This is a genomic window from Aeromonas caviae (assembly GCF_000819785.1).
Classification (GTDB): domain Bacteria; phylum Pseudomonadota; class Gammaproteobacteria; order Enterobacterales; family Aeromonadaceae; genus Aeromonas; species Aeromonas caviae.
Genome location: NZ_CDBK01000044.1, coordinates 166099 through 191528 on the forward strand (window position 1 = coordinate 166099; position 25430 = coordinate 191528).

The following is a 25430-nucleotide window of genomic DNA, read 5'->3' on the forward strand; positions in this document are numbered from 1 at the left end:
GGTCAGTCACGGTGAAACAGGGGGTCCATCCTGCCCGGATCGGGTTGCCCCTGCTTGTCCAGCAGATCCCTGGCCAGCCAGCGGCGGGTATCGAGGCCAGGGGCCTGATCCGGCGCCCACTCCCCTGCGAGGCGGGCGAGCTGGCCGAGGCCGAGACCGGACTCGAAGCAGGAGGAGACGATCACCTTGAGCTTCAGTTCGCGAGCGCGGGCCACCAGTGCCTCGCTGTTGGCCAGGGCGCCGAGCAGGGTCGGCTTGAGCACCAGGGCGCGCAGTTGCGGGATGGGCTCCCAGGGCTTGCCCTGGGCCAGCAGTTCGTCCAGCGCCACCGGCATGCCGGTGCGGTTGGCGACGAAGGCGATGTCCTCGAAGTCGGCGCACAGATCTTCGAGGTATTCGATGCGATTCGGATCCAGGTGGCCGCAGAAGGCCCAGGCCTCCTCGCGGGTCCAGCCCTGGTTGGCGTCCAGGACCAGCTTGAGGTTGGGGCGCCGATCGAGCAGCAGCCGGATCAGCGCCAGCTCGTCGCGCATGGGGTAGCGGGCTACCTTCAGCTTGGCCTTGAGGGGGGTCTCGTGTAGCCACTGTTTCCAGTTCTTGAGCAGCTCCTGGGGGGAGCCCTGGATCAGCGGATAGGGCTCGGGCAGGGGGGCACCCTGCTCGGGCCAGCTGCGACGGGCGCAGTCGAGCCCGAACTGCACCGAGGGCAGCTGTGGCGTCGGGGTCTGTCCCCGCGCCAGCAGCGCCAGACAGTCGAGGGCCTCGGCCTGGGCGTCGGCCAGGGTCTCTTTGGAAAATCCTGGCAGGGGGGCTATCTCCCCCCAGCCATCGTCGATGCGTACCAGCAGGCCCTCGCGCGCTACCTGCAACTGACCGTGAAAGGCCAGGGGCTGGGTAAAGGGCAGTTGGTAGCGGTAGAGGGCGAGTGTCATCAGGGATTCCGCTTGTATTTGGAGAAGTCGGGACGGCGTTTCTCGTTGAATGCGTTGCGCCCTTCCTGACCCTCTTCGGTCATGTAGAACAGCATGGTGGCATTGCCTGCCAGCTCCTGCAAACCGGCCTGGCCGTCGCAGTCGGCGTTGAGGGCCGCCTTCAGGCAGCGCAGGGCCATGGGGCTGTGTTGCAGCATCTCGCGGCACCAGCGCACGGTTTCACGCTCCAGCTCGGCCAGGGGCACGACGGTGTTGACCAGCCCCATGTCGAGGGCCTGTTTGGCGTCGTAGAGGCGGCAGAGGAACCAGATCTCCCGAGCCTTTTTCTGGCCGACGATGCGGGCCATGTAGGAGGCGCCCCAGCCGCCGTCGAAGGAGCCCACCTTGGGGCCGGTCTGGCCGAACTGGGCGTTGTCGGCGGCGATGGTCAGGTCGCACATCATGTGCAGCACGTGGCCGCCACCGACGGCGTAGCCAGCCACCATGGCCACCACGGGTTTGGGGCAGGTACGGATGTCACGCTGGAAGTCGAGCACGTTGAGGTGATGGGTGCCTTCATCGTCTTTGTAGCCACCGTAGTCGCCGCGGATCTTCTGGTCGCCGCCGGCGCAGAAGGCCTTCTCGCCGAAGCCGGTGAGGATGATGGAGCCGACCTTGTCGTCGTAGCGGGCATCGGCCAGGGCTTGCAGCATCTCTTTCACGGTACGGGGGCGGAAGGCGTTGCGCACCTGGGGACGGTTGATGGTGATCTTGGCAATGCCCTCTGGGGACTTGTGATAGAGGATGTCCTCGTAACCGGCGGAGCAGTCGTGCCACTCGACAGGGGCATAGAGCTCGGCTTCCGTCATTGCTTCAATCATGGATCTTCTCTTCTGGTTGGTGAGCCCACTCCCGCAGGAGCCGGGCAAAGGTATCGGGCTGGCTTGTGTGCAGATTGTGTCCGCCATCCAGAGCCAAGTGTTTGATATTGCAGCCTTGCTTTACCAACTGGCAAGCGAGGGCATGGAATTTGTGATCCCGGTTGCCTGAGATCCACTGCACCGGCAGCCGGGTATCCCGAAGCCAGGGGGCGAGATCCGGCTGCCGCCCCAGGGACGTGGCCCTCAGCATGGCGGCCACGGCCTTGCCGTCGTTGCCAAGGCGGCGTGCGGCCTGGCGGGTGCGGGCATCGTCGTCCAGGTCGGCGAAGACGCCCTGGCGGTACCAGTCGGCAAGCACCCGAGTCAGGGGCTCGCACTCGAAACGCCGGGCCCAGGCTTCATCGTGAGCGATGCGGGCCGGACGTTCACCGGCAGGCAGCCCGGGGTGGCAGTTCTCCAGCAGCAGGGCCTGCAACCCCGCCGGGGAGTGGCTGGCGTGATGAAGCGCGAGCCGCCCCCCCAGCGAATACCCCACCAGCCGGTAGTGGGCGATATCCCGCGCGGCCAGCTCGTCGCAGAGCCAGTGATGGGCCTCGTCAAAGCCGCTCACCCGCAGTGCCCGGTTGCGGCCGTGGCCCGGCAGATCCAGGGCATGGCACGGGACGCCGGGCAGGGTCTGGATGACAGGTCGCCAGTCGTCGGCGTCCCCCAGCAGGCCGTGCAGCAGCACCAGCGGCGCGGCGGGATCAGAGACCACGGATAGCGGCTCCCAGTGCTTTGAGATCCTCGGCGACTTCACTGCTCGGTACCTTGATTTCAATCAGGGTTACCCCGTTTTTCAGGGCTGCGGCATAGTCCTGCTCAAATGCGTCGAGGGTGGTGGGGGCCCGGTAGTGCAGGCCGAACATGGCGGCGGCGTGCTCGAAGTGCAGGCCGTGGGGCAGGCAGTAGTAGGTCTCCAGCAGGGCGTCCTGGGTGGGCACAGGCAGCATGCGGAAGATGCTGCCGCCGTCGTTGTTGAGCAGGATCACCACCAGGGGGCGGCTCCCCTTGCCGAGCAGCGCCAGGCTGTTGAGATCGTGCAGGGCGCTGAGATCCCCGAGCAGCAGGGTGGTGGGCTCGCGACTGTCAGGCGGGACCGACTGTGCGAAGCCGTATGCGGTGGCGATAAGGCCATCGATGCCGGAGGCGCCGCGGTTGGTCATCACCCGGCTGGGGCCCTTGCCCACCTCGCCCAGCATGTCCATCAGCCGGGCCGGCATGCTGTTGCCGACGAACAACTGACCCTGGATGAGCTGATTCAGGCGATGGCACACCCCGAGCTCCGAGAAGCGATCACAGGCGGTGCGGATCTGCTGGCTGATGGCCTGCTGGCGCGCGGCCAACTGGTGCCAGGGCTGCTGCGAATGGGGGATTGGATGGGCGGCCGCAAAGGCGGCGGGGTCGCACACCAGGCGACGGCGCAGCCGGTAGTCGGGGTCGAGGCGTGCCGGCTGCGGGTCCACCAGCCAGTAATCTTGCCAGGGGTGTTGTTTGATGAACTGGCCGAGGCGCTTGGAGATGAGGCGGGCGCCGAATTGCAGCACTACCTCGGCGCGGGCCAGCTCGGCCACGAAGTCGCTGTGTTGCAGGGCGAGATCCGTGTGGACGAGGTTGCGATCATCGAAGCGGATCTGGCTTTGCAGATCCGCCAGCAGGGGCCAGCCGAGGCGGTCTGCCAGCTCGGCCACCGCCTTGCCTTGCACCGGATCCTGGATGCGTCCGGCGACGATGACACCGCGCTTGCCGATGAGACTGTCCCAGTCCGGCTGGGCGGGGCAGCCCGGCTCGCCCACCAGCCAGGGGCTCCAGGGCTTGGCCGAGTGCAGCCAGTCGCCGAGGGGCGCCAGGTAATCGGAATAGTCCAGATAGTGGTCGCCGGGGTAGAGGGGCTCGGGGTACATGCAGTTGAAGTGCACCGGCCCCGGGGTGTGCGCCTGTCGTGCCAGGGCCTGATCCACCGAGCTCAGCACGAAGGCCGCCGGAATGGTGGGAGTGGGGCTCGGCAGATTTTGCTGATAGACGGGGTAGCGACCGAAGATCCCCGGCTGATCGATGGCCTGGTTGGCCCCGTTGTCGATGAGCTCGGGTGGCCTGTCGGCAGAGAGAATGATGAGCGGGACCCCGGTGAGCTGGGCTTCCGCCACCGCGGGCCAGAGGTTGGCCACCGCGGTGCCCGAGGTCATGATCACCGCCACCGGGCGGCCGCTCCCCTTGGCCAGCCCCAGCGCCATGAAGCCCAGACCCCGCTCGTCGAAGTGCAGATGGCGGCGAAAGCCCGGGTGGGCTGCGGCGGCCATGGTGAGCGGCGCCGAGCGGGAGCCGGAGGCCAGGGCGATGTCGCGTACGCCGAGGCGAAAGAGCTCTTCCAGCAAGAGGGAGGACCAGACATGGTTGAAGGTGGCGTGATGGCTGGCAAAGGCGTGATGCGCGGACACGTGGCTGGCGGACATGAAGCTCTCGCAGTGAGGAGTCGGTGAGAAACGCTATCCCAGCAGGGAGAGCACGTTGGCGATCTTGTTGTCGAGTTCGGCCCACTCGGCGGCGGGCTCCGATCCCGCCACTATGCCGGCACCGGCGAACAGGCTGATGCGTTGGCCCCTGATCCGGGCGCTGCGAATGGCGACGGAGAACTCCGAGGTCTCCCGGCTCAGCATGCCGCAGGCACCGGCATACCAGCCGCGATCATGGGGCTCGCATTCACGGATGAAGGCGAGCGCTGCCTCGCGGGGGGCGCCCCCCACGGCGGGAGTGGGGTGCAGGGCAGCCAGCAGTTGCCAGTCGCAGACGCCGGGTTTGAGCTCTGCCTCGATGTCGCACTTGAGGTGTTGCAGCAGCCGCAATTTCAGAATGCGCGGCTCGGTCAGGGTGGCATCGGTCGTGAGGGGGGCCAGGCGGCTGAGAATGTCGGCGTGAACCAGCCGGTTCTCCAGCCGGTTCTTGCTGTCGGCCAGCAGCTCGGCGGCCAGGGCCGCGTCGGTCGCCTCATCCCCGGAACGGCGAATGGTGCCTGCCAGCGCCTCGGTAAAGAGGTGGCCCTTCTCCCGGCGGTAGAGGCGCTCGGGGGAGCAGGAGATGAAGCTCTGCTCGGGGGAGAATTGGAAGCCGAAGTGGAAGCATTCCTGGGCGTGGCGGGCCCACTGTGTCAGCAGGGACCAAGGGCAGAGGGGCGCATCGTGCGCCTCGCTCTGGAGCAGACTCTCCCGCGACAGCACCACCTTGGGGGTGCGGGCCTGGAAGTCGGGGGCCGTGACCTGCTCCACCAGGGTCTGCCACTGGGCAGGGCCCGGCAGGTCCTGGCGCTGCCATGGCCGCTTTTGCAGGGCGGGCAGGGGGGCCTCGGGTTGCAGGGCATCGAGCGCCGCCTCGGCGGCGCAGAGTTCGGCTTCGAATGCGTGACCCTCTTCCCGGGCGGGCAGCCAGAGATTGAGGCAGAGGCTGGTGCACTCCCCCCGGCGTACCAGTTCGATACGGGGCAGCACGAAGCGGCAGGGGCCAAAACCCTGCCAGCCGGGCAGATCCGGGTCGAACGCCAGGCCACCGTAGTAGCGAGGGCTGTCTTCACTGGCCGTGCCGGCAAGGTCGCAGACCCGCTGGATATCCTCCGGCCGCGTCAGCTCGTGGATGGCGCCAAGCGCCACGTACTCCGGGCTCTGTTGCCCTCTGGCGTGCCAATAGATGCGGGGGTAGAGCGTCTGGGCCGCCAACCAGCCGGGAAAGACGTCGACGTGAGCGGCCACGCGCAGTCGCACGAAACCGCTGACAGTGCTGTGACGCAGGGCGTCCAGTTGTTGCTTGAGGTGGGTCTGAGCCAACATGGATGTCTAGTCTGAGCCGGATAATCGCGATCGCTCCGGGGGAGGATGGCGCAGGTTGATGCCAAAGGGCGACGATTTCCTATATATTATCTGCCCATTCGTCCATGTAAATTGCCCGGGGGAGCCGACGCCCCCGCGCAGCCAAGTATACCTAAATCCGGTTCGATAACCCTTAACACGATCAATATCTGATTGTTTGGCCATCACAATATGACAAATACCTTCTCTGTTTGGTTGCTGGCGGCGCGTTTGCGAACACTGCCCCTGGCGTGCTCCTCCATCTTGCTGGGCTCGGGGCTGGCAGCCAGCCGGGGAGCGTTCGACGGCACCATCATGGGGCTCTCCCTGCTGACCGCCATCCTGCTGCAAATTCTCTCCAATCTGGCCAACGACTATGGCGATGCGGTCTCCGGTGCCGACAACGGGGAGCGGATCGGTCCCCAGCGCGCCGTGGTTTCCGGCCTCATCACCCGGCACCAGATGTGTGTGGCCATGGGGCTGACCGCCCTGGCGGCCGTGGTGAGCGGCCTCTCCCTGCTGGTCTGCGCCTTCGGGGAGGCGTGGCAGCAGATCCTGACGTTCATCCTGCTGGGGGGGGCGGCCATCGTCGCGGCCATCACCTACACGGTGGGCAAGAGCCCCTACGGCTATCGCGGCTTCGGGGACATCTCGGTATTCCTGTTCTTCGGCCTGCTGGGGGTGCTCGGTTCCTACTACCTCTTCACCCATCGCCTGGAGTGGGACCTGTTGCTACCTGCCACCGCCTGCGGCCTGCTGGCGACTGCCGTGCTCAACATCAACAACGTGCGGGACATCGAGACCGATGCCGCCAGCGGCAAGATCACCCTGGCGGTACGCCTTGGCCGCAACCGGGCCATCGCCTATCACTGGGTCTTGCTGGGGGCTGCGCTGCTGGCGACCATCGCCTTCCTGCTGACCCAGCCTGCGAGTCTCTGGCCCTGGATCTTCCTGCCCGCCATGAAGCCCCTCACCGATGCCGCCCGCACCCTGCGAGAGAGTTTCGATGGCGAGGTGCTGACCGGCGCCCTCAAGAAGACCGCCATCAGCGCATTTCTGTTCAGCCTGCTGCTCTCCGCCGGGCTGGCGCTCACCTGAGGCCGACGCGTTTGGCAATGAAAAGGGCTCCCGAACGGGAGCCCTTTTTGTTGATGTGTCGACGCGTTGTTGTTTCATCAGACCGATGTGATGATCGCCAGGGGAGGAGCATGCCGCCAGGCGAAGGATGATGCCAGATGATGCAGACGACGAGGGCCCCCGACAGGGAGCCCTCGTGTGCATGAGGCGGGCTTGCCCCTGGGTCAGCTTGCCTGGGCCACGGCCGTGCGGCGAGAGAAGAAGAGACTGTCCAGCAGCCAGATGGCAACCATGGAGGCCCCCACCAGCGGGAAGCAGATCCCGAGCACGACCAGCACCGCGATGGCACCGCCCATGGGAGGCAACTTGGCGGGCAGGGGCGGGGCGGCGAGGCGACCACTGGGACGGCGGCTCCACCAGATCCAGAGCCCGCTCACCGAGCTTGCCAGAATCATCAGGCAGATGAGCAGCATGACGAGCTGGTGCGGCCAGCCGTAGAGCTTGCCCATGTGCAGCATGACGCCGGTTTCCACCGTCTTGGCGACCGGGCCGTAATCCTGCCAACGCACGTCGACCAGCACCTTGCCGCTGTATTGGTCGATGTGCAGGGTGGCGTCGTTGCGGGGATCATCGGCAAAGATGGCGATGGTATAGACGCCGGTTTCACCGACCGGGGGGGTGATGCTGTAACCCGGGCTGACCCCACGCTCGTTGGCGATGTCGACCACCTGTTGCAGCGGAATGCGATGGCTGGCCATGACCATGCCCTCATGTCCGCCGCCATGGGTCATGGCGCTGTGATCATGGCTCTCTGCCGTGGGTTGGGAGCTCGGCATGGGCAGGGTCTCGGCCCCCCAGGAGACGGTCTGTTCGTGAGCCTGGTTGAGGCTGCGGGTGAGGGGGGCCGACTTGGGCACCTCGTTCCACATGGCCGCAGGGAAGCGGTTCCAGACATCGGCGAACTGGCCGCCCCAGAAACCGGTCCAGGTCATGCCCGTCAGCAGCAGCAGCAGCAGGAAACCCGCGCCCCAGAAGCCGACCACGGCGTGCAGATCACGCCACCAGAGACGGCCGCGCTGGTGCATTCTCGGCCAGAGGATGCCCCCCACACCCGGCCCCTTGCGGGGCCACCAGAGATAGAGTCCGCTGACGAGGAGCACGATTCCCCAGCCTGCGGCCAGCTCGATCAGGCGATCACCCGTGGTGCCAAGCATCAGCTCCGCATGGAGAGCACGCGCCACCGCTTGCAGGTTCCACTTGTTGTCCATGGTGCCGAGCAGGGCGCCGTTCGCGGGATCCATGAAGAGGGTCAGCTCCTGCCCTTCACGCATCACGACTATCTGGGCGCTCGCGTCTGCTGCCACCGGGGGCAGGTATTTGCGCAGGCTGGCGTCCGGCATGGCGATGGTTGCCTTGGCCAGCAGCTGGTCGGCACTCAGGGTCTGGGTGGCGGGCGTCACCTTCATCAGCTGGGGGTAGAGCAGGTTGTCCAGCTGCGGCTTGAACAGGTAGACGATGCCGGTGAGGGAGAGCAGGATCAGGAAGGGGGCGACGAAGAGACCGGCATAAAAATGCCAGCGCCAGATCCGTTGGTAATAACTTGCGTCTTGTTGCTTCATCGTTGTTCCCTGGGTGAACGCCAAAAGGTTTCAGTAGGTGGAATGTTTTGAGTGGCGCGGATAATAGCAGCAACGTTTTGTTAACTGCAACAGAACATGTCGAAGAAATGTACATTCCGCCACCGGGGTAAAAACGGGGGTTGAATGGCGCTTTCCGTTCACAATGCGGGGAGCTTCATGGACTTTTCGGGGATAAATTCTTACTTTGTGGCAACACAGGGCATATCAGCCGCAGCGAAGGACTCAAGGCAGGAGGTGAACGTGCAAGCACACGGCCATTTTGAGATGCAGCGACAAGGGCAACTGCTGATCTGTCGGCCGAGCGGCCCTTTCAACCTGGCAGGCGCCATGGCCTATGAGGGCAAGTTCAGCCAGCAGATAAGCCGTTTGCAGGGAGCCCCCTGGGGCATCGTCGAGGTCGCGACCGAGTTCGAGGCCGCCGGCCCCGAGGTGCTGGCCCGTTTTCGTCGCCAGTTCAACTGGTGCGCCACTCATGGCTGCGCCTTTCTGGCGGTGGTCATGATCGGGGATTTCAAACGTTATCTGGCGGATCACGTCTTCAGCGAGCTTCCCTTTCAGGAGGTGCGCTATTTCGAGGAGGAAGCACAGGCCATCCACTGGCTGACACAGCGCCTCGAGGGGCTGCAAGGCAAGGAGATCCACGTCAGCACGGGTTGAACTTCCCGTTCATTCCAGCCTGATGAACCACTTGTCCCGCTCGTCGAGGCAGTCGGGCTCCCCCATCTCGAATTCACGGCAGATAAGTGGCCGCACCTCGTAGATGCGACACATCATGGTGTTGCGGTCGAGGGCGGCGCACCAGCCATCTTCCAGTCTGTGCATCACGGGCACTTCTCCTTCCCGTTCCTCGATATAGCGGTCCGGCACGCCGGTGTCGGTGAAGAGCATCACCTCGAGGCGGCAGCAGCAGGCTTCGCAGTTCTGGCAGCTCACATCGCTCTGGATTGCTTGGGTCATGTCACCTGTCTTGCCGCATGGCGGCGAATGATATGAAACAGGCGCCTGTCAGGCGCCTGTGGTCTGGCCGGGCGTGTGAAATACCTTAGCCCAGTTTGCGGGCACGGTAGCTGCGCCCCTTGATCTTGCCTTCCTGCAACCGCTTGAGGGCGGCGCTCGCCACCTGGCGCTTCACCGCCACGTAGGAGTACTGCTCGGAAATCTGGATCTTGCCTACATCGGCACCGGCAATGCCGCCTTCGCCAGTCAGGGCGCCGAGGATGTCACCGGCACGCACCTTGCTCTTGCGGCCCGCATCGATGGAGAGGGTCACCATCTGCGGCGCGATCGGCTTGATGTCGCGGCCGATCCCGGCCAGGTCGCCCTGGGGAATGGGGGCCTGCTGGTACTCCTCGATGAAGTTGACGCGCTGGGCCTCGTTCGGCTGGTAGAGGCTCAGGGCCAGGCCCTGCTGGCCGGCACGGCCGGTACGGCCGATGCGGTGCACGTGCACCTCGGGGTCGTAGGTCAGCTCGTAGTTGATGACGGCCCCCAGCTCCTTGATGTCGAGGCCGCGGGCCGCCACGTCGGTGGCGACCAGTATGGTGGCGCTGCCGTTGGCGAAGCGCACCAGCACCTGATCCCGCTCACGCTGTTCCAGGTCACCGTTCAGCGCCAGCGCCGAGAAGCCCTTGGCGGCCAGGTGATCGGCCACGTCGTTGCAGGCGCGCTTGGTGTTGCAGAACACCACGCAGGAGCCCGGTTGGTAGTGGCTGAGCAGCCAGGTGAGGGCATCGAGGCGCTGGCCGGCCGGCACTTCATACAACTTCTGTTCGATGGCGCTCTCTTCGTGCAGGGACTCCACGCTCACCTCCACCGGGTTGCGTTGCACGCCGCGGCTCATCTGGGCGATCCCTTCCGGATAGGTGGCGGAGAACAGCAGGGTCTGGCGATCCCGCGGGGCGTGGCTGATGACGCGGTTGATGTCTTCACCAAAGCCCATGTCCAGCATGCGATCCGCTTCGTCCAGCACCAGCGTCTTGAGGTCGTCGAGCTCAAGGGTGCCCTGCTCCAGGTGCTTGAGGATCCGGCCCGGGGTGCCGACGGCGATGTGGGCGCCAAAGCCCAGGGTGGCGGATTGCGGTGCGGTCGGGGTGCCGCCGCACAGGGTCACCAGCTTGACGTTGGGCAGGGTGCGGGCGAGACGGCGGATCTCGGTGGCCACCTGATCCGCCAGCTCGCGGGTCGGACAGAGCACCAGCGCCTGCACGGCCAGCCGGTTGACGTCCAGCTTGGCCAGCAGACCCAGGCCGAAGGCCGCGGTCTTGCCGCTGCCGGTTTTCGCCTTGGCGATCAAATCTTTGCCGTCGAGCACCAGGGGCAGGCTCTGGGCCTGGATCGGGGTCATCTGCAGATAGCCCAGGCTGGCGAGGTTGTCCTGCAGGGCGGAGGAGAGGTTCAGGCTGCTAAATTCGCTGTTGTTCACAAAAGGACTCTATGTCGGAAAACCAGAAATGGGGGTGCGCGGTGCGCAAGGGGGCGCATCATACCAGAATGTGCCGCCGGATGCGGTGAATATTTGAACGGTTGGTGTCATGGGTTGCCGATGGAGGCTTCTGTCTGCGTTGGCGGGCTTGCGGTATGTAAAAAGAGCACAATGGAACAGGGTGGTCATGGCCAGATCATGATGAATGGCGAGAAAACGTTTTTAATTAAACATGTCCTGGTGATGATGAGTCATCGGAGGATGCCATATGGGATATAGCCGTTATGAAATATATATACGAATGAGGAATAAAATTAATGAAAGAGCATAACTTATTGTTTTTAATTTATTTTTAAGCTTTATCAGTGACGATTAATAATCATGTGTCTTGGCAATTAATTTAAAAACGTTTGTATTATTCCGCATGCATATTTTTACCGCGGATTGTGATGATTCTCTGATTTTTAAATATGCAGTTCTTTATGATGGCGCCGGTCAAAAATAACAATTCAATGGGTGCTACTGGTATGGAATACGTTCATTTCGTGCTCGGACTCGTGATGGTCCTGGCATTGGCGTTGCTGGCAAACCGCCGCAACTGGAAACAGATCAAGCTGCGTTACATCGGCCAGCTGCTGGTGGTCGAGCTGGCGCTCGCTTGGTTCATGCTCAACTCCGAGGTGGGTCTGGCGGTGGTGGGTGGCTTTGCCGCCGGCTTCACCAAGCTGATGGAGTTTGCCAAGCAGGGGACCGACTTCGTGTTCGGCGGTCTGGTCAACGAAGGGGCCTTCTCCTTCTTCCTGATGGTGCTGATGCCCATCGTCTTCATCTCCGTGTTGATCGGCATTTTGCAGTACATCCGTCTGCTGCCCATCGTCATTCGTGGTATCGGCACCGTGCTGGCCAGGATCAACGGCATGGGCAAGCTGGAGTCCTTCAACGCCATCAGCTCCATGATCGTCGGTCAGTCCGAGAACTTCATCGCCCTCAAGAACATACTGCCGCACCTGAACGAGAAGCAGATGTACACCCTGGCGGCGACAGCCATGTCCACCGTCTCCATGTCCATCGTCGGTGCCTACATGCAGCTGATCGAGCCGCGCTACGTGGTGGCCGCGCTGGTACTCAACATGTTCAGCACCTTCGTGGTGCTCTCCCTCATCAACCCCTACGAGCCCGACAACACCGTGACCGATGCCAAGGCGCTGGCCGAGGGTGACGAGCACCATACCCCGAAGAAGGAGAACTTCTTCGAGATGCTGGGGGAATACATCATGGCCGGTTTCACCGTGGCGGTGATCGTCGGTGCCATGCTGGTGGGCTTCATCGCCCTGATCGCCCTCATCAACTACCTGTTCGAGGCGGCGTTCGGCGTCAACTTCCAGCACGTCATGGGCTACATCTTCTATCCCGTTGCCTGGATCCTGGGCATCCCGGGCAGTGAAGCGCTGCAGGCCGGCTCCATCATGGCGACCAAGCTGGTGACCAACGAGTTTGTGGCCATGATGGATCTGGGCAAGATTGCCGCCGAGCTCTCCCCGCGCACCGTCGGCATCCTCTCCATCTTCATGGTGTCGTTCGCCAACTTCAGCTCCATCGGCATCATTGCCGGTGCGGTGAAGGCGCTCAACGAAGAGAAGGGCAACATGGTCTCCCGCTTCGGTTTGAAGCTGGTCTATGGCTCCACCCTGGTGAGCCTGCTCTCCGCCGTTATCGCCGGTGTGATGATCTAGGTCCTCCCCCCGCGCTGCTCATGACGACCCCCTGCCTTGGCAGGGGGTCTTTTTTTGAGCAGATGAGCGGGTGAACTGAGGAGGGGACTGGTCGGCAGCCCGGCCATCAAGCGCGGGGGTCTTCCACCTTGATGTTGGCGGGAACCCGCTTTTTGCCCAGCACCATGGCGCGGACCAGATCGCTGCGGGTGAGGCGATCGGTCAGGAGTACCACGGCCGCATGGACGCCAACGGCGGCCATCAGGGTGTTGGCGATGATGCCGTGCAGCTCCTCCAGCCACTCCTCGCCCCAGAAGGCATCCCAGGTGGTGAGCCAGCCGGTGACGACGGTCCCGACCAGGGACAGCAGCAGCAACCAGATCATCAGGGAGCCGACCGGATTGTGGCCGAGGTAGTAGGGGTGGCGCCCCTGGGCGAGCTGACGCAGGTAGTAGCGGACCCGGGCAGGGGTTGGCCACCACTGGCCGAAGCGGGCGTAATAGGGGCCGACCAGCCCCCACAGCAGGCGGATGATGAGCAGGATGCCCACCGCGTAGCCAGCATATCTGTGGGGTTTGCTGCCCTCTTCCAGCACGAAGAAGTTGAGCAGGCAGAGGGTGACGGTCGCCCAGTGAAACACCCGGATGAGGGGATCCCAGACTTTCACTTCAGAGGCAGGTGTCATGGCAAGGCTCCATGGTGGAGGCCGGGGGAAGACCGGCCCTGGGCGGCGTTACTCGTCGATCTCTTCTTTCACCTTTTTCAGGTTGGTCGGGTCGAAGTAGATCTCGACCTTGCGCTTCTCCTTGTCCCAGCCGTAGATCTCGTAGCAGCCGGTCTTGGTGGCCTTGAACTTCTTGATGTCGTAGCCCATCGCCTTGATCTGCTGCTGGGCGTCGGCTTCGCTCATCCACTTGCTCTTGTCGGCCTGGGTGCATTGGGGGTCGGCCAGGGCTGCGCCGCTCAACAGGGGGATCAGTAACAACAGGGGGGTCAGTTTCATTGCTTGCTCCTTGCGGGTGGTTGGGTCAACAGTCGCAAGGCTAATCAAGGCGCATTAAGGAAGAATTAAGGGAAAAGGGAAATGAATGGCTCTCCCCGGCTGTGGGCCGGGGAGAGGGTGATCAGCTCAGCGTGCCCCTGACCAGCCACTTGTCCAGCGCATTGGCGAAGCGCTGCTTGTCGGCGGCGTTGAAGGGCGCAGGGCCGCCGGTCTGGACGCCGGCAGAGCGCAGCTCCTCCATGAAGTTGCGCATCCCGAGCCGTGCCTGGATGGTTTCCCGGGTGTAGATCTCGCCCCGGGGATTGAGCGCCTCGCCCCCGGCGTCGATGACCCAGGAGGCGAGGGGAATGTCGCCGGTGATCACCAGGTCGCCGGGCTTGACCTGCTGGGCGATGACATGATCTGCCACATCGAAGCCCTTCTCCACCTGCTGGGTCTTGATGAAGGGGGAGGGGGGGACTCTGAGCCCCTGGTTGGCCACTAGCGTGGTCACCACCTGGGCGCGGTGAGCGGCGCGGTAGAGGATCTCCTTGACCGGGATGGGGCAGGCATCGGCATCAACCCAGATGGGCATGGCATGGCTTCCTGTGTCTGGAACGGGTGGCGCATCTTAGCATGGCTGGTGCGGGGCGGCTGCCCCGGGGCTGAGTCGTCCCCGCCTTTGGTGTAAGCTGGGGCCTGCACATGAAACGAGAAGGAGACGAGATGGATCGGGTGCCCGGTGACGTGATTTATGGCCTGACCCTGGACGGCAAGGGGGGCATGACCCCGCTGGCCGAAGGTAGCAAGATCCCCGGTGCCCAGCCCGGCTGGCTGCATCTGGACTACGGCAACCCGGAGTCGGCGCGCTGGCTGCTGCAGACGCCGCTGCTGGGGGAGGCGGCCCGGGAGGCCCTGCTCGGCCAGAGCAATCGTCCCAAGCTGGTGCGGATGGGGGAGACGGTGCTGTTGATCCTGCGCGGCATCAACCACAACAAGGATCACAGGCCTGAAGAGATGGTGGCCCTGCGGATCTTCATCACGCCGGATCTCATCATCAGCAGCCGACGTCGTCCGCTGCTCTCCGAGAAAGATGTGTTCGAGCAGCTGTCGCTGGGGGGCGGTGCCGACACTCCCGCCGACTGGCTGGTGGAGATATGCGACGCCCTGACCGACCGGGCCGGGGAGTTCGTCGAGGAGCTGCACGACCAGATCCTGGATCTGGAAGAGATGGTGCTGATGCGCGACCTGCCCGCCAACGGTCGGCTTGCGCGCATCCGCAAGCAGCTCATCATGATCCGTCGCTACCTCTCCCCCCAGCGGGATCTGGTGGCGCGCCTGGCCAACGAGAAGATCAGCTGGCTGGACGAAGATGACAGGCGACGCCTGCTCGACATCGCCGACCGCTTGCGGCGCTGGCTCGACGATCTGGATGCCGGGGTGGCGCGCACCGCCGTGCTGGCGGACGAGATCAACAACCTGATGGCGGAGGCGACCAACCGCCGTGCCTACCAGATGTCGGTGATGGCGCTGCTGTTCCTGCCCGCCAGCTTCCTGACCGGCCTGTTCGGCATCAACCTGGGGGGGATCCCCGGGGCCGAGAGTCCGACTGCCTTCTGGGTGTTCTGTGGCTTCCTGCTGGTGCTGGCGACCGGACTGGCGGTCTGGCTCAAGCACAGGCGCTGGTGGTAAGGAGTGAACATGACGACATGGGAATCTTTTGGCGTGACCCTGCTGCTGTTGCTGGGGCACACCCTGGTGCGCGGCCTCATTCACAAGAGCCTGATGGCCCTTGGCCAGAGCCGGCAGGTGAGCGAGAACCGGGTACTCTACGTGGAGCACGTATTCCACTTCCTGCTGGGCTGCGCCACCCTGCTGATCCTGGCCGGGGTCTGGGGGCTCGACTTCTCCCGGCTGGTGGTGCTTGCCTCCTCCTTCTTCGCGGTACTGGGGGTCGCCATGGTGGCCCAGTGGTCGATCCTCTCCAACATCACCGCCAGCATCACCATCTTCTTCGCCTTCCCCTACAAGATTGGCGATCGCATCCGCATCCTCGACAAGGATGACTCCGTCACCGGCATCATCACCGAGATCGGCCTCTTCTACGTGCGGGTGCGGGATGACAACGGCGATCTGGTCACCTATCCGGCGAACCTTATTCTGCAAAAGCCGGTGAGGCGGCTGGAGGGAAAGGAGGCTGAGTCCACGCAGCCGGAATGAGAAAAGGCTCCCTCGGGAGCCTTTTTCGATGGCTGTTCAGCGTTCGAAGAAGCGGTAGAGGTGCTCGACCTGGACGGGGCAGTCGGCCACCAGGTGGATGTGGTCCCGTGCCTCCTCGGTGGACGAGAAACTCATGGGGCACCCCAGGGTGTCCGTCATCACGTAGAGGTGGCCGTCCTGCCCCCTGAACTCCACGATCCAGCCGGGGGAGACGATGTCGTGCATGATCTCCGCCTCCTTGAACCTGTGCTGCTGGTGAAGCGCGCGCAATTCACTGACTGTCATGACATCCTCCTATGACTCATGGCGCCACCCTCAAGTCTAGTTCTCCTTCCCGGTGGCGCCGTCATCGGATCAGGGCGCCGTCGCCCCCTCCCGGGGTGGCTGCAGGGCGATCAGCAGCTCCCCGGGCAGCGGCGTGACAGGGCCGGTGACCACCCTGGGTCTGGCCTTGGCATCCAGCACGAACAGAGGAATGGCGCCGGGATTGGCCTCCTGATACTGGTCCCAGTCGAAGGTGTCGCTCAGGCGGGTCGCCTTGATCTGCCCGCCCCGGCTCAGCAGGCCGCTCAGCCTGGCGAAGTTGATGTCGGCGCCGAACAGGTTCTGGCGGGCACGGAAGGTGGCGCTCTCCCGGTTGGCCTTGCCGTGCTGTTCGCTGGAACGCAGGGAGTGGACCTTCTCCTCCCCGTAGAGGTGGGCGAAGTGCAGTACCCCGAGGGCGTTGTTGTGGCGGCTGGGAGAGAGCGCCAGCACGGTGCTGATGCTGGTGAGGGGCAGGTGCCGCTCGGCGTGCTCCGACTGGGGGTTGCCGAAGTAGCAGGGCAGGCCGCTCATGCGGGCCAGCTTGCAGTGCTCCCAGGCAGGATCGGAGAGCTGCACCGGGATCCCCTGATCCGCCAGCGCCTTGCCGATGGCCCGGGCCACCGAGTTGGCGCCGATGAGCAGCCAGACATTGGGGGCGCTCTGGCGCATGTCGAGCAATCTGGCCAATGGCGTGGCCGTCAGGCTCTGCAGCACCACGGTGAAGATGATGACCGCAAACACCAGGGGCACCAGCTTGTCGGCATCCTCGATGCCGGCCTCGTGCATGCTGATGGCGAAGGAGGCGCTGACCGCCGCCGCCACTATGCCCCGGGGGGCTATCCAGGCGAGCAGGGCGCGGGCGCGCCAGGGCAGGTCCGACCCCCGGGTCGAGACTAGGATGCAGAGCGGGCGGGCCACGAACTGCACCACGCACAGCAGGGCCAGCACCATGGGGCCGAGCTGCCAGAGCTGGGCCAGATCGAGGCGGGCCGCCAGCAGGATGAAGAGGGAGGAGATGAGAATAACGGCGAGATCCTCCTTGAAGGCCAGCACCTCCTCCAGATCCAGCCCCTCCTGGTTGGCGAGCCAGATGCCGAACACGGTCACCGCCAGCAGGCCGGATTCGTGACTGAGCCAGTCAGACAGGGTGAAGGTCACCAGCACCAGCGCCAGTACCCCGAACTTGTGCAGGCTGACCGGCAGCCAGTCCTTGCGGATGAGCAGGGTGGTGAGCCAGCCGGCACCGACCCCGATGAGCGACCCCACTCCCACCGTCTTGGCCAGGGCCAGCAGGGTATGACCGACCAGATCTCCCTGGCTGCCGAGGCGCACCGCCTCGAACACCAGTACCGCGAACAGGGCGCCGATGGGGTCGATGACGATCCCCTCCCAGCGCAGGATCTTGTCCACCTCCCGGACCGGGCGGATCACGTTGAGCATGGGGGCGATCACCGTGGGGCCGGTCACTACCAGCACGGCGCCGAGCACCATGGCGACCCGCCAGTCCAGCCCAAGCAGGAAGTAGCTGGCGGCGCCGATGACGGCAAAGCTGGTCACCATGCCGGTGGAGCAGAGGTTGCGTACCACCTTGCCGATCCCCTTGAGTTCGGTCAGGTGCAGGGTCAGCGCCCCTTCAAACAGGATGATGGCGACCGAGAGGGAGACCAGGGGAAACAGCAGATCCCCCAGCAACTGATCGGGATCGAGCAGACCGGTCACCGGGCCGAGCAAGAGGCCGCTCAGCAGCAGGAACAAAATGGCGGGAACGCGCACGGACCAGGCAAGCCATTGGGCGAGCAGGGAGATGAGGGCAATTCCGGCGAGGGAGAGAGCAATCATGCCAACCTCGTACAGGTGATGGGGTTGGACCTAGTGTAGCGGGGAAGGGGGGCAAGATGACACCCGCCAGGCGTGCAGGGGAGAGCCGCTCAGATCAGATGGGGCTCTCTTTGTGGAGTTCGGTGACGCAATCGGTCACCGCCAGCACCAGGGCGGAGCGCACCATCTGATCGAGCCGGTTGAGCTGCATCTGGTAGAGGGGCCAGTCCTCCTCGTTGGCCGGGGGATCCTGCGGCATCATGCTGCCCTGCTGGATGGCATTCAGGCGCTCGAGCAGATCGCGGACCGGCTTGTCGCTGAAGCGGTAATCCTTGGGGTCGCGTACCAGAAAGTCGCGGATCTTCAGGTACGCCTCGAGATCCTGATAGCGCTCGAGGGAGATGAGGCCGAGGGCGAAGATGAGCTTGAGGCGCACCTCCAGCTGGCCGAGGGGGCCGCTCTGGTTGAGCAGGGGTTCGATGGCGTATTTGACGGCATACTCCTCCTGACGAAAGGCTCGCCGCATCAGGGAGTCGACCGCCTCTTCCAGGATGGTCACGACCTCGAGAAAGAAGCCGCGGGGGCCATCCTGCTCGTTCAGTCGCTCCAGTACTTCATCTTCCTGGTGTGTGGTCATAAGTGCTTCGGGTCCGGCTGACAGGGGGAGAGCAGGCCCTCCCCCGGTTTGTATCGTATGGGGTCCGTCACGGGCGGTGTGACGCCACCCCATCAGGTCACTTCAAGTTGTTGTAACGGGCGACGATGGTGCGTACCACATCGCTGTGCTCATCCAGGCCGGTGACGCGGGCCAGGGTCCGTGCCGGACCAAGTTCCGCCAGCATGGCCTGCAGCTCCACCGCCTGGGGATCGTCCTCATTGCGGTAATGCAGTGCGGCGGCGATGCCCTCCTGCAGGTGATCGCTGGGCAGGCCGTACTCCAGGGTGCCGAGCAGCGGCTTCACCAGCCTGTCCCCCGCCGCCAGCTTGCGCAGCGGCTGGCGACCGACCCGGTCAATCTCGTCCACCAGATAGGGGTTGGCGAAGCGGGAGAGGATCTTCTCGATGTAGGCGGCGTGCAGGCGCGGGTCGAAGCCGTAGCGTTTCACCAGCACGGCCCCGCTCTCCTCCATGGCGCGGCGCACCTTGCTGCGGATCAGCGGATCCTCGATCGCCTCGCGCACGGTGTGATAGCCCCTGAGCTTGCCGAGATAGGCGGTGACGATGTGGCCGGTGTTGAGGGTGAACAGCTTGCGCTCGACGAAGGCCATCAGGTTGTCGGTGGGTTCCATGCCTGCCACCTGGGGCAGCTCCCCCTTGAACTGGGTCCGATCGACGATCCACTCGCTGAAGCTCTCCACCGTCACCTCCAGGGGATCGTCGTTCGCCGCGGCGGGCGGAACGATGCGATCCACCGCCGAGTCGACGAAGCCGACGCACTGCTCGAGGGTGGCATGATACGCGACCGGCAGGTACTTGAGTACCTCCTCCTTGAGGTGGCTGGTGCCGCGCACCATGTTCTCGCAGGCGATGACGTTGAGGGGAGTCAGGTTGCCAGCATCGAAGCGGGCCTGCAGCCCCTTGGCCAGGGTGCTGGCAATCTTGTCCAGGATGTTGGGGCCGACCGCCGTGGTGACCAGATCGGCGGTGATGATACGGGCGATCACCTCGTGTCCGGCCGAGCTGACGGCGGCAACGTTGCGCACCACGTCCAGCTTCTGATCCGTGCCCACCACGTGCACCTTGTACTCCTGGCGGTGGTTGAGCTGGTCGATCAGGGTCTCGTTGACGTCGGCGAAGGTGACCTGATGGCTGGCGTCAGCCAGCAGTTTGCCGATGAAGCCCCGACCGATGTTACCGGCACCAAAATGCAATGTTTTCATGATATTAACCTCTACAACCAAAGACGATGACGGATGATTACGCGGCCTGCTCGGCCCCCAGCAGATCCAGGAACTCCTGGGGATCCTGGGTGCTGGCCAGACGGTCGACGAGACCGGGCTCATCCAGTGCATTGGTCAGGCGGGTTATGACCTGTATGTGTTCATCGTTGCGGGCGGCAATGCCGATGACCAGGCGCGCTACCTCATCGGCGCCCTCGCCGAAGGCGACTCCGGCCGGGTACTGGCAGATGACGATGCCGGTACGCTTCACGTGCTCCTTGGCGGCGATGGTGCCGTGGGGCACGGCGATGGATTCGCCGAGGTAGGTGGAGACCAGCTGTTCGCGCTCCAGCATGGCGTCGACGTAGTCCGGTGCCACATAGCCTCGCTGGGCCAGCAGCTTGCCGGCGGTCACGATGGCCGCTTCCTTGCTCTCGGCCTTGAGTCCCAGGTGCACGTCCTGCAGGCTCAGGGTGAAGACTTCCGGCTCCTGCGGCTCGTAGCTGTCGTCGTTGGCCGCCACCAGCAGTTGCGGGTTGGCGACGTCATCGTTGGCCGCGTTGGCCAGGCTGAGATTCTGCACCAGCTCCTGATAGAGGGCGTTGTCGAGGAAGTTGGTCAGCGAAATGTGCTGTGCATGCGGCGCATGGCGACGGGCACGGTCGGTGAGATCCTTGTGGGTGATGACCAGATCCACCTGATCGTCCAGGTTGTTGATGGCACGGTTGGTGACGCTGATGTCGAGACCGGCGGCCTGCACCCGCTTGCGCAGCATGCCGGCGCCCATGGCGCTGGAGCCCATGCCCGCATCGCAGGCGACGACGATGTTGCGCACTGCGGTCAGCTCGGTTTCCGGCTTCTTGGCGGCGGTGGTCTCGGGCTTGGCACCCTTCATGGCCTTCATCTTGCGGGTGGCTTCACCCAGGGCATCGGCCTCGTCGGCTTCCGGCTGCTGGGCACGGACGAACACGGCGGCGACCAGGAAGGAGACGGTGGCGGAGGCGACGATGGAGAGCAGCACCCCAATGAGGGAGGCTTTCGGCGTCATCAGCAGCACGGCGAAGATGGAGCCCGGGGAGGCGGGGGAGACGAGACCTGCGTTGAACAGGGTCAGGGTGAAGACCCCGGTCATGCCGCCTGCGATCACCGCCAGGATGAGGCGCGGGTTCATCAGCACGTACGGGAAGTAGATCTCGTGGATGCCGCCGAAGAAGTGGATGATGGACGCACCGGCTGCGGACTGCTTGGCGGCGCCACGGCCGAACACCATGTAGGCCAGCAGCACACCCATACCCGGGCCCGGGTTCGCTTCAATCAGGAAGAAGATGGAGCGGCCCTGTTCGGTGGCTTGCTGGATCCCGAGCGGCGAGAAGATGCCGTGGTTGATGGCGTTGTTCAGGAACAGGATCTTGGCCGGCTCGACGAAGATGGAGGTGAGGGGCAGCATGTGGTTGTCCACCAGGAAGCCGACACCGCTCGCCAGCACGCCGGAGAGCACCTTGACGAAGGGACCGATGACGAAGAAGGCGAGAATGGCGAGCAACATGCCGATGATGCCGGCGGAGAAGTTGTTCACCAGCATCTCGAAGCCGCTCTTGACGCGACCTTCCATCGCCTTGTCGAAGCGCTTGATGGCCCAGCCACCCAGCGGGCCGACCATCATGGCACCCATGAACATGGGGATGTCGGTCCCCACGATGACGCCCATGGTGGTGATGGCACCGACCACGCCGCCGCGCTCACCACCCATCAGCTTGCCGCCGGTATAGCCGATGAGCAGCGGCAGCAGGTAGGTGATCATGGGACCGACCAGCTTGGCCAAGGTTTCATTGGGCAGCCAGCCAGTGGGGATGAAGAGGGCAGTGATGAAGCCCCAGGCGATGAAGGCGCCTATGTTGGGCATGACCATATTGGACAGGAAGCGTCCAAAATTCTGTATCTTGACTTTGGTATCCGGTGATAACATGTCGGGACCCCGTTTTAAGCCTGTGTGATTAAAAGTGGTAGTCGGGATGACGAGTTTTGCCGAACTCCCATCCCAGTCGTCTAAGCAACTTCAATCTACCAGCTTGTGATCAAATTAGGCTGAAAACGGGGTGTCTTGTGACCTGGATCTCAAATACCCCAACCTCCCCCCTCCCGACATAGTGATGACGATCACAGTCAGTCGCTGTATTTCGGCTACATTTCGATCTTCTCGCTTCTAGGTGTCAATTTTTTGTGATTGATGTCTCGTTTTGCGGTTTGCGCAAATGCGGTGTCAACGTGATTGTCGTCACAAAACCAAATTTTGCACTCAAATGAGTCATGGTTTGTCGCCTCGTATTCGCAAGTAATGACGATGGATATGTCGCAGTTAATCGTTAATCACCAATGAATCATTTATTTTGTAACCCACTTTCAGTTTTTCCGCCGAGAGGATCGGTTCTGACAAGGCCTCTTGTGACGCCCGGGTGGCGGATCCTGATCCGCTCCCGTCTTGCTCCTCTCTGCCGGTAGCGACGCAGGCAGGGGCCTGCGAGCGGGTCTCCCATCCCGCCTGCCTGCGGAGCACAGCCATAAAAAAGCCCGCAGGATGCGGGCTTTTGCAGAGCAGACAAACAGGGGGATCACTGCGCCTTGGGGGCCTCGTCGGCAGGCGCGGCATCGGCCTCGCTGGCAGGGGCCACCGGCGCCGGGCCAGGTACCAGCTCCACCGCCGGCTTGGCGATGAGGGAGCGGGTCTCTTCCACCGCTTCGGTCAGCTTGACCTCGATGATCTGGCCGAGCTCGTAGACCACCTCGGTCTTGTCCAGATAGACGCGACCGTTGTCCCAGTTGCACTCCAGCCGATCCTTGTTGTCCAGGATATGGCGGGCGGGCATGAAGACCACGGCGCCGTTCTCCTGCAGGCGCAGCTTGAGGCCGGCGCGCATCACGTCGATGATCTCGGCGTTGAACACCTTGTCGGTGCCCGCATCGGCCTTGAGGTAGCGCACATAGAGCCAGTCGCCGATGTCGCGCTCCACCATGCGGTGCAGGCGGCGGCAGGCAGTCAGGTGCTCGGTCAGCTCCAGGCTGGGGCGCTCGCCCGGGGTCTTGCCGGCGATGACCGCCTTGAGCAGGCGATGGTTGACCATGTCGCCGTATTTGCGGATGGGGGAGGTCCAGGTGGCGTAGGCATCCAGACCCAGGCCGTAGTGGGCGCCCGGTTCGGCGGACATCAGGGCATAGCTCTGGAAGCGGCGGATCTTGCCGTCCAGCCAGCGGGTGTCCAGGTTGTCTATCCAGCGGCGCAGGGCGCAGAAGCCGGAGAGACTCGCGATCTCTTCCTTCTCGAACGGGGCCTCGGCGGTCTTGAGCAGCTCGATGGCGCCGTCCAGGGACTCCTCGTCAAAGCCGGTGTGGACGTTGAAGATGCCGTAGCCGACCTCTTTGCCCAGCACGCGGCCGGCGCAGATGTTGGCGGCGATCATCGACTCTTCCACCATGCGGTTGGCGATGCGGCGCGGCTCCACGTGGATGGCCAGCACTTCGCCGTCTTCACCCAGCTCGAAGTCGTAGTCGGGTCTGTCCGGGAACACCAGGGCATGCTCGGTGCGCCACTTGATGCGGGCCTCCGTCATCGCCTTCATCAGGGGCAGCTGGGCCAGGACGCCGGCGTCGATATCCAGCGCTTTGCCGTGCTCGGCCCAGTCGGAGACGTCGTCATAGCTGAGACGGGCATGTGAGACGATGCGGGCGGCGAAGAACTCGGTCTCCTCCAGCAGCAGGCCGTCCTCGGCGATGAGCAGACGGGCGCACAGGGTGTTGCGCTCCTCGCCCTCTTTCAGGGAGCAGAGCTCGTCGGAGAGGGTGCGCGGGATCATGGGCACGTTGCGCCCCGGCATGTAGACGGTGAAGGCGCGCTGGGCGGCCTCCTTGTCCAGCTCGCTCCCCTCGGCCACATAGGCGGTCGGGTCGGCGATGGCCACCAGCAGCTCCCAGCCGTTCTCCAGCTTGGTGATGGCCAGGGCATCGTCCATGTCCTTGGTCTTGGCACCGTCGATGGTGAAGAAGGGAACCTGGGTCAGATCCCGGCGGGGCAGCTCTTCCTCTTCGATCACCTTCCACTCCGGCAGGTCCGCCGGTTCAATCTGGGCCAGGTTGTGGCGCGCCAGCACCACCCACCAGGGCACGTTGTGATCTTCCTGGGTGGCGATGAGCTGGGTGATCTCGGCGGAGAAGTTGCCGTCTACCAGGGCATGGCGCTTGAGGGTGGCGACCACCCAGTCCCCTTCCTTGAAGGATTTCTCGTCCAGACCCTTCTTGGCGCGGGCCTTGATGGCGTCCTTGATGAGGGGGTGGTCGGGCACCACGTTGAGGCGGTCGCGGAACATCTTGACGCGGCCGACGAAGCGGGTGACGGCCTGCTCCAGCAGGGCATCCGGCTCGGCCACCTCTTTCTCTTTTTCAGTGCGGATCAGGGCGCTCACCCGGTCACCGTGCATCACCTTCTTCATGTAGGGAGGCGGCACGAAATAGCTGGTCTTCTCATCGACCTCCAGGAAGCCGAAGCCCCGATCGGAGGCGCGGATCACACCCTCTTTCTTGGGGATGTTTTCGCGGATTTGTTGCTTGAGCTGGGCCAGCAGCGGATTGTCTTGGAACATAAATGGGGAACCTGAGTGGAGACCTGATGGTTAATCGCCCAGCACTATACGTTTTTACCCCCCCAAAGCCAAGGTGAATGGCCCCCTCAACGGGGTTGCAGTGCCCGTCGCCCCTGCTGGATCAGGCGCTGGGATATCTGCTTGTGCAGCCCCCGCTCCAGCACCCAGCGGTGCCAGTAGAGCTGCTCGACCAGGTGGTGATCCGGGTTGAGATCGAGCAGGCGCCCCTCTTCCAGTTGCTGGCGGATCTGCAATTCCGGGATGAGGCAGCAGGCCAGCCCCTGCTCCGCCATGGCGACGAAGGCCTCGGAGGATCGCACCGTGTGGCAGGGGTAGCCACCGGGGGGGAGGGCGAAATGACGGGCCATGTAGCTGATGTGCATGTCGTCGCGCTGATCGAAGGCCACCGCCGGCGCCTTGGCCAGGGTCGCCGCCGTGAGGCCGTTCGGGAAGTGGCGGGCGACGAAGGCGGGGCTGGCGGTGAGCAGATAGCGCATCTCGCCGAGTTCGTCGACGCAGCAGCCCGCCAGCGGCTGGGGTTGCAGGCTGACGGCGCCGAACGCCTGCCCCTCGCGCACCCGGTCCAGGGTGCGGCTCTCGTCATCCACCAGCAGGTTCAGCTCGATGGGGTATTGCTCCAGCAGCGGCGCCAGGGCGGGCAGGAACCAGGTAGCCAGGCTGTCGGCATTGACGGCGATACTGACCCGGATGGGGGCCCTGGGCTCGTCGGGGGAGAGCTCGCCGGCCAGCTCCAGCTCCAGCTGGCGCACCTGGCGATAGTGGGCCAGCAGCTTCTGGCCGAGCCCCGTGGCCTGCAGCGGCTGGCTGCGGATGATGAGCGGCTCCGCAAACTGCTGCTCCAGCTGCTTGATGCGCTGGGAGATGGCGGACTGGGTGATGTGCAGGCGCTGGGCGGCACGCTCGAAGTTTTGCTCCCGGATCACCGCGTCCAGGGCCAGCAGCAGCTTGTAGTCCAGCGTTTTCATCAGCATTCCTTATGAAAAAAGGGAGTTCAGCAAGAATGCTACTCAAGGGAGCGCCAGAGGACAACCTGACCGCCCCCATGGAGGGGGCC

General features: G+C 64.0%; 23 protein-coding genes. 5 read left to right on the plus strand and 18 right to left on the minus strand.

Annotated features, from left to right (window positions below; all coding sequences use genetic code 11):
• Positions 1–2 precede the first annotated feature (2 nt).
• From menC to BN1120_RS07505, 5 genes are read right to left on the minus strand one after another with little or no spacing between them, the layout of a single operon-like run.
• Positions 3–932: an o-succinylbenzoate synthase gene (gene menC / locus BN1120_RS07485; protein WP_042015412.1), complete on the minus strand. Its 930-nt coding sequence runs from the start codon at positions 930–932 to the stop codon at positions 3–5.
• The gene (gene menB / locus BN1120_RS07490) at positions 932–1792 is read right to left on the minus strand and encodes a 1,4-dihydroxy-2-naphthoyl-CoA synthase (protein WP_039039779.1); all 861 of its coding nucleotides are present in this window, start codon (positions 1790–1792) and stop codon (positions 932–934) included. Before menB ends, menC begins: the two co-directional genes overlap by 1 nt.
• Positions 1785–2549: a 2-succinyl-6-hydroxy-2,4-cyclohexadiene-1-carboxylate synthase gene (gene menH, locus BN1120_RS07495; RefSeq protein WP_042015414.1), complete on the minus strand. Its 765-nt coding sequence runs from the start codon at positions 2547–2549 to the stop codon at positions 1785–1787. Before menH ends, menB begins: the two co-directional genes overlap by 8 nt.
• The gene (gene menD / locus BN1120_RS07500; RefSeq protein WP_042015415.1) at positions 2539–4284 is read right to left on the minus strand and encodes a 2-succinyl-5-enolpyruvyl-6-hydroxy-3-cyclohexene-1-carboxylic-acid synthase; all 1746 of its coding nucleotides are present in this window, start codon (positions 4282–4284) and stop codon (positions 2539–2541) included. Before menD ends, menH begins: the two co-directional genes overlap by 11 nt.
• A 33-nt stretch (positions 4285–4317) precedes the next feature.
• Positions 4318–5649 carry an isochorismate synthase gene (locus BN1120_RS07505; RefSeq protein WP_042015416.1) on the minus strand — a complete coding sequence of 444 codons (1332 nt, stop codon included), beginning with the start codon at positions 5647–5649 and terminating at the stop codon, positions 4318–4320.
• Between the two features lie 210 nt (positions 5650–5859).
• On the opposite strand from BN1120_RS07505, the gene BN1120_RS07510 reads away from it, so the two are divergent.
• A complete protein-coding gene (locus tag BN1120_RS07510; RefSeq protein WP_039039775.1) occupies positions 5860–6765 on the plus strand; it encodes a 1,4-dihydroxy-2-naphthoate polyprenyltransferase in 906 nt (301 codons plus the stop codon).
• A gap of 203 nt (positions 6766–6968) precedes the next feature.
• On the opposite strand, the gene BN1120_RS07515 is transcribed toward BN1120_RS07510, so the two are convergent.
• Entirely contained in the window at positions 6969–8363 is a 1395-nt protein-coding gene (locus BN1120_RS07515; RefSeq protein ID WP_010672746.1) for a PepSY-associated TM helix domain-containing protein, read from the minus strand.
• A 285-nt stretch (positions 8364–8648) separates the two neighbouring features.
• On the opposite strand from BN1120_RS07515, the gene BN1120_RS07520 reads away from it, so the two are divergent.
• Positions 8649–9041, plus strand: a complete 393-nt coding sequence (locus BN1120_RS07520) for a hypothetical protein (RefSeq protein WP_200164893.1) — start codon at positions 8649–8651, stop codon at positions 9039–9041.
• Between the two features lie 9 nt (positions 9042–9050).
• On the opposite strand, the gene BN1120_RS07525 is transcribed toward BN1120_RS07520, so the two are convergent.
• Together BN1120_RS07525 and dbpA are read right to left on the minus strand one after the other, a co-directional pair.
• Positions 9051–9341 (minus strand): YkgJ family cysteine cluster protein, encoded by a 291-nt coding sequence (locus BN1120_RS07525; protein ID WP_039039772.1) that lies wholly within the window; start codon positions 9339–9341, stop codon positions 9051–9053.
• 85 nt (positions 9342–9426) lie between these two features.
• A complete protein-coding gene (dbpA, locus tag BN1120_RS07530; protein WP_039039771.1) occupies positions 9427–10806 on the minus strand; it encodes an ATP-dependent RNA helicase DbpA in 1380 nt (459 codons plus the stop codon).
• Positions 10807–11333: 527 nt separating this feature from the next.
• On the opposite strand from dbpA, the gene BN1120_RS07535 reads away from it, so the two are divergent.
• Entirely contained in the window at positions 11334–12539 is a 1206-nt protein-coding gene (locus BN1120_RS07535) for a NupC/NupG family nucleoside CNT transporter (protein ID WP_041214374.1), read from the plus strand.
• Positions 12540–12645: 106 nt separating this feature from the next.
• Here the strand turns inward: BN1120_RS07535 and BN1120_RS07540 are convergent, their stop codons facing one another.
• The 3 genes from BN1120_RS07540 to BN1120_RS07550 form a co-directional block, all read right to left on the minus strand.
• On the minus strand, positions 12646–13203 hold the full coding sequence (locus tag BN1120_RS07540; RefSeq protein ID WP_041214375.1) for a cytochrome b/b6 domain-containing protein: 558 nt from the start codon (positions 13201–13203) through the stop codon (positions 12646–12648).
• Positions 13204–13251: 48 nt separating this feature from the next.
• Positions 13252–13521 (minus strand): PepSY domain-containing protein, encoded by a 270-nt coding sequence (locus tag BN1120_RS07545; protein WP_042015422.1) that lies wholly within the window; start codon positions 13519–13521, stop codon positions 13252–13254.
• Between the two features lie 121 nt (positions 13522–13642).
• The gene (locus BN1120_RS07550; RefSeq protein ID WP_042015424.1) at positions 13643–14095 is read right to left on the minus strand and encodes a YaiI/YqxD family protein; all 453 of its coding nucleotides are present in this window, start codon (positions 14093–14095) and stop codon (positions 13643–13645) included.
• A gap of 131 nt (positions 14096–14226) precedes the next feature.
• On the opposite strand from BN1120_RS07550, the gene zntB reads away from it, so the two are divergent.
• Positions 14227–15192 (plus strand): zinc transporter ZntB, encoded by a 966-nt coding sequence (gene zntB / locus BN1120_RS07555; protein WP_175429545.1) that lies wholly within the window; start codon positions 14227–14229, stop codon positions 15190–15192.
• Positions 15193–15201: 9 nt separating this feature from the next.
• Positions 15202–15720 carry a mechanosensitive ion channel domain-containing protein gene (locus tag BN1120_RS07560; RefSeq protein WP_039039767.1) on the plus strand — a complete coding sequence of 173 codons (519 nt, stop codon included), beginning with the start codon at positions 15202–15204 and terminating at the stop codon, positions 15718–15720.
• Positions 15721–15756: 36 nt separating this feature from the next.
• On the opposite strand, the gene BN1120_RS07565 is transcribed toward BN1120_RS07560, so the two are convergent.
• From BN1120_RS07565 to BN1120_RS07595, 7 genes are all read right to left on the minus strand, one after another.
• The gene (locus tag BN1120_RS07565) at positions 15757–16005 is read right to left on the minus strand and encodes a hypothetical protein (protein ID WP_010672757.1); all 249 of its coding nucleotides are present in this window, start codon (positions 16003–16005) and stop codon (positions 15757–15759) included.
• Positions 16006–16074: 69 nt separating this feature from the next.
• Complete coding sequence (locus tag BN1120_RS07570) at positions 16075–17865, minus strand: cation:proton antiporter (protein WP_042015426.1); 1791 nt, start codon at positions 17863–17865, stop codon at positions 16075–16077.
• Between the two features lie 94 nt (positions 17866–17959).
• The gene (locus BN1120_RS07575; protein ID WP_010672759.1) at positions 17960–18481 is read right to left on the minus strand and encodes an MltR family transcriptional regulator; all 522 of its coding nucleotides are present in this window, start codon (positions 18479–18481) and stop codon (positions 17960–17962) included.
• Positions 18482–18578: 97 nt separating this feature from the next.
• The gene (locus BN1120_RS07580) at positions 18579–19724 is read right to left on the minus strand and encodes a mannitol-1-phosphate 5-dehydrogenase (protein WP_042015428.1); all 1146 of its coding nucleotides are present in this window, start codon (positions 19722–19724) and stop codon (positions 18579–18581) included.
• 37 nt (positions 19725–19761) lie between these two features.
• Positions 19762–21690 (minus strand): PTS mannitol transporter subunit IICBA, encoded by a 1929-nt coding sequence (locus BN1120_RS07585; protein ID WP_042015429.1) that lies wholly within the window; start codon positions 21688–21690, stop codon positions 19762–19764.
• A gap of 643 nt (positions 21691–22333) precedes the next feature.
• Entirely contained in the window at positions 22334–24355 is a 2022-nt protein-coding gene (locus BN1120_RS07590; RefSeq protein WP_042015431.1) for an exoribonuclease II, read from the minus strand.
• Between the two features lie 86 nt (positions 24356–24441).
• A complete protein-coding gene (locus BN1120_RS07595) occupies positions 24442–25341 on the minus strand; it encodes a LysR family transcriptional regulator ArgP (RefSeq protein WP_042015433.1) in 900 nt (299 codons plus the stop codon).
• Positions 25342–25430: the final 89 nt, after the last annotated feature.

Bases quoted from the DNA above. Each gene is read 5' to 3' on its own strand.
- menC (WP_042015412.1), bottom strand. From the start codon at position 932: ATGACACTCGCCCTCTACCGCTACCAACTGCCCTTTACCCAGCCCCTG.
- menB (WP_039039779.1), bottom strand. From the start codon at position 1,792: ATGATTGAAGCAATGACGGAAGCCGAGCTCTATGCCCCTGTCGAGTGG.
- menD (WP_042015415.1), bottom strand. From the start codon at position 4,284: ATGTCCGCCAGCCACGTGTCCGCGCATCACGCCTTTGCCAGCCATCAC.
- BN1120_RS07505 (WP_042015416.1), bottom strand. From the start codon at position 5,649: ATGTTGGCTCAGACCCACCTCAAGCAACAACTGGACGCCCTGCGTCAC.
- BN1120_RS07510 (WP_039039775.1), top strand. From the start codon at position 5,860: ATGACAAATACCTTCTCTGTTTGGTTGCTGGCGGCGCGTTTGCGAACA.
- BN1120_RS07515 (WP_010672746.1), bottom strand. From the start codon at position 8,363: ATGAAGCAACAAGACGCAAGTTATTACCAACGGATCTGGCGCTGGCAT.
- BN1120_RS07520 (WP_200164893.1), top strand. From the start codon at position 8,649: ATGCAGCGACAAGGGCAACTGCTGATCTGTCGGCCGAGCGGCCCTTTC.
- BN1120_RS07525 (WP_039039772.1), bottom strand. From the start codon at position 9,341: ATGACCCAAGCAATCCAGAGCGATGTGAGCTGCCAGAACTGCGAAGCC.
- BN1120_RS07535 (WP_041214374.1), top strand. From the start codon at position 11,334: ATGGAATACGTTCATTTCGTGCTCGGACTCGTGATGGTCCTGGCATTG.
- BN1120_RS07540 (WP_041214375.1), bottom strand. From the start codon at position 13,203: ATGACACCTGCCTCTGAAGTGAAAGTCTGGGATCCCCTCATCCGGGTG.
- BN1120_RS07545 (WP_042015422.1), bottom strand. From the start codon at position 13,521: ATGAAACTGACCCCCCTGTTGTTACTGATCCCCCTGTTGAGCGGCGCA.
- BN1120_RS07550 (WP_042015424.1), bottom strand. From the start codon at position 14,095: ATGCCCATCTGGGTTGATGCCGATGCCTGCCCCATCCCGGTCAAGGAG.
- zntB (WP_175429545.1), top strand. From the start codon at position 14,227: ATGGATCGGGTGCCCGGTGACGTGATTTATGGCCTGACCCTGGACGGC.
- BN1120_RS07560 (WP_039039767.1), top strand. From the start codon at position 15,202: ATGACGACATGGGAATCTTTTGGCGTGACCCTGCTGCTGTTGCTGGGG.
- BN1120_RS07565 (WP_010672757.1), bottom strand. From the start codon at position 16,005: ATGACAGTCAGTGAATTGCGCGCGCTTCACCAGCAGCACAGGTTCAAG.
- BN1120_RS07570 (WP_042015426.1), bottom strand. From the start codon at position 17,865: ATGATTGCTCTCTCCCTCGCCGGAATTGCCCTCATCTCCCTGCTCGCC.
- BN1120_RS07575 (WP_010672759.1), bottom strand. From the start codon at position 18,481: ATGACCACACACCAGGAAGATGAAGTACTGGAGCGACTGAACGAGCAG.
- BN1120_RS07580 (WP_042015428.1), bottom strand. From the start codon at position 19,724: ATGAAAACATTGCATTTTGGTGCCGGTAACATCGGTCGGGGCTTCATC.
- BN1120_RS07585 (WP_042015429.1), bottom strand. From the start codon at position 21,690: ATGTTATCACCGGATACCAAAGTCAAGATACAGAATTTTGGACGCTTC.
- BN1120_RS07590 (WP_042015431.1), bottom strand. From the start codon at position 24,355: ATGTTCCAAGACAATCCGCTGCTGGCCCAGCTCAAGCAACAAATCCGC.
- BN1120_RS07595 (WP_042015433.1), bottom strand. From the start codon at position 25,341: ATGAAAACGCTGGACTACAAGCTGCTGCTGGCCCTGGACGCGGTGATC.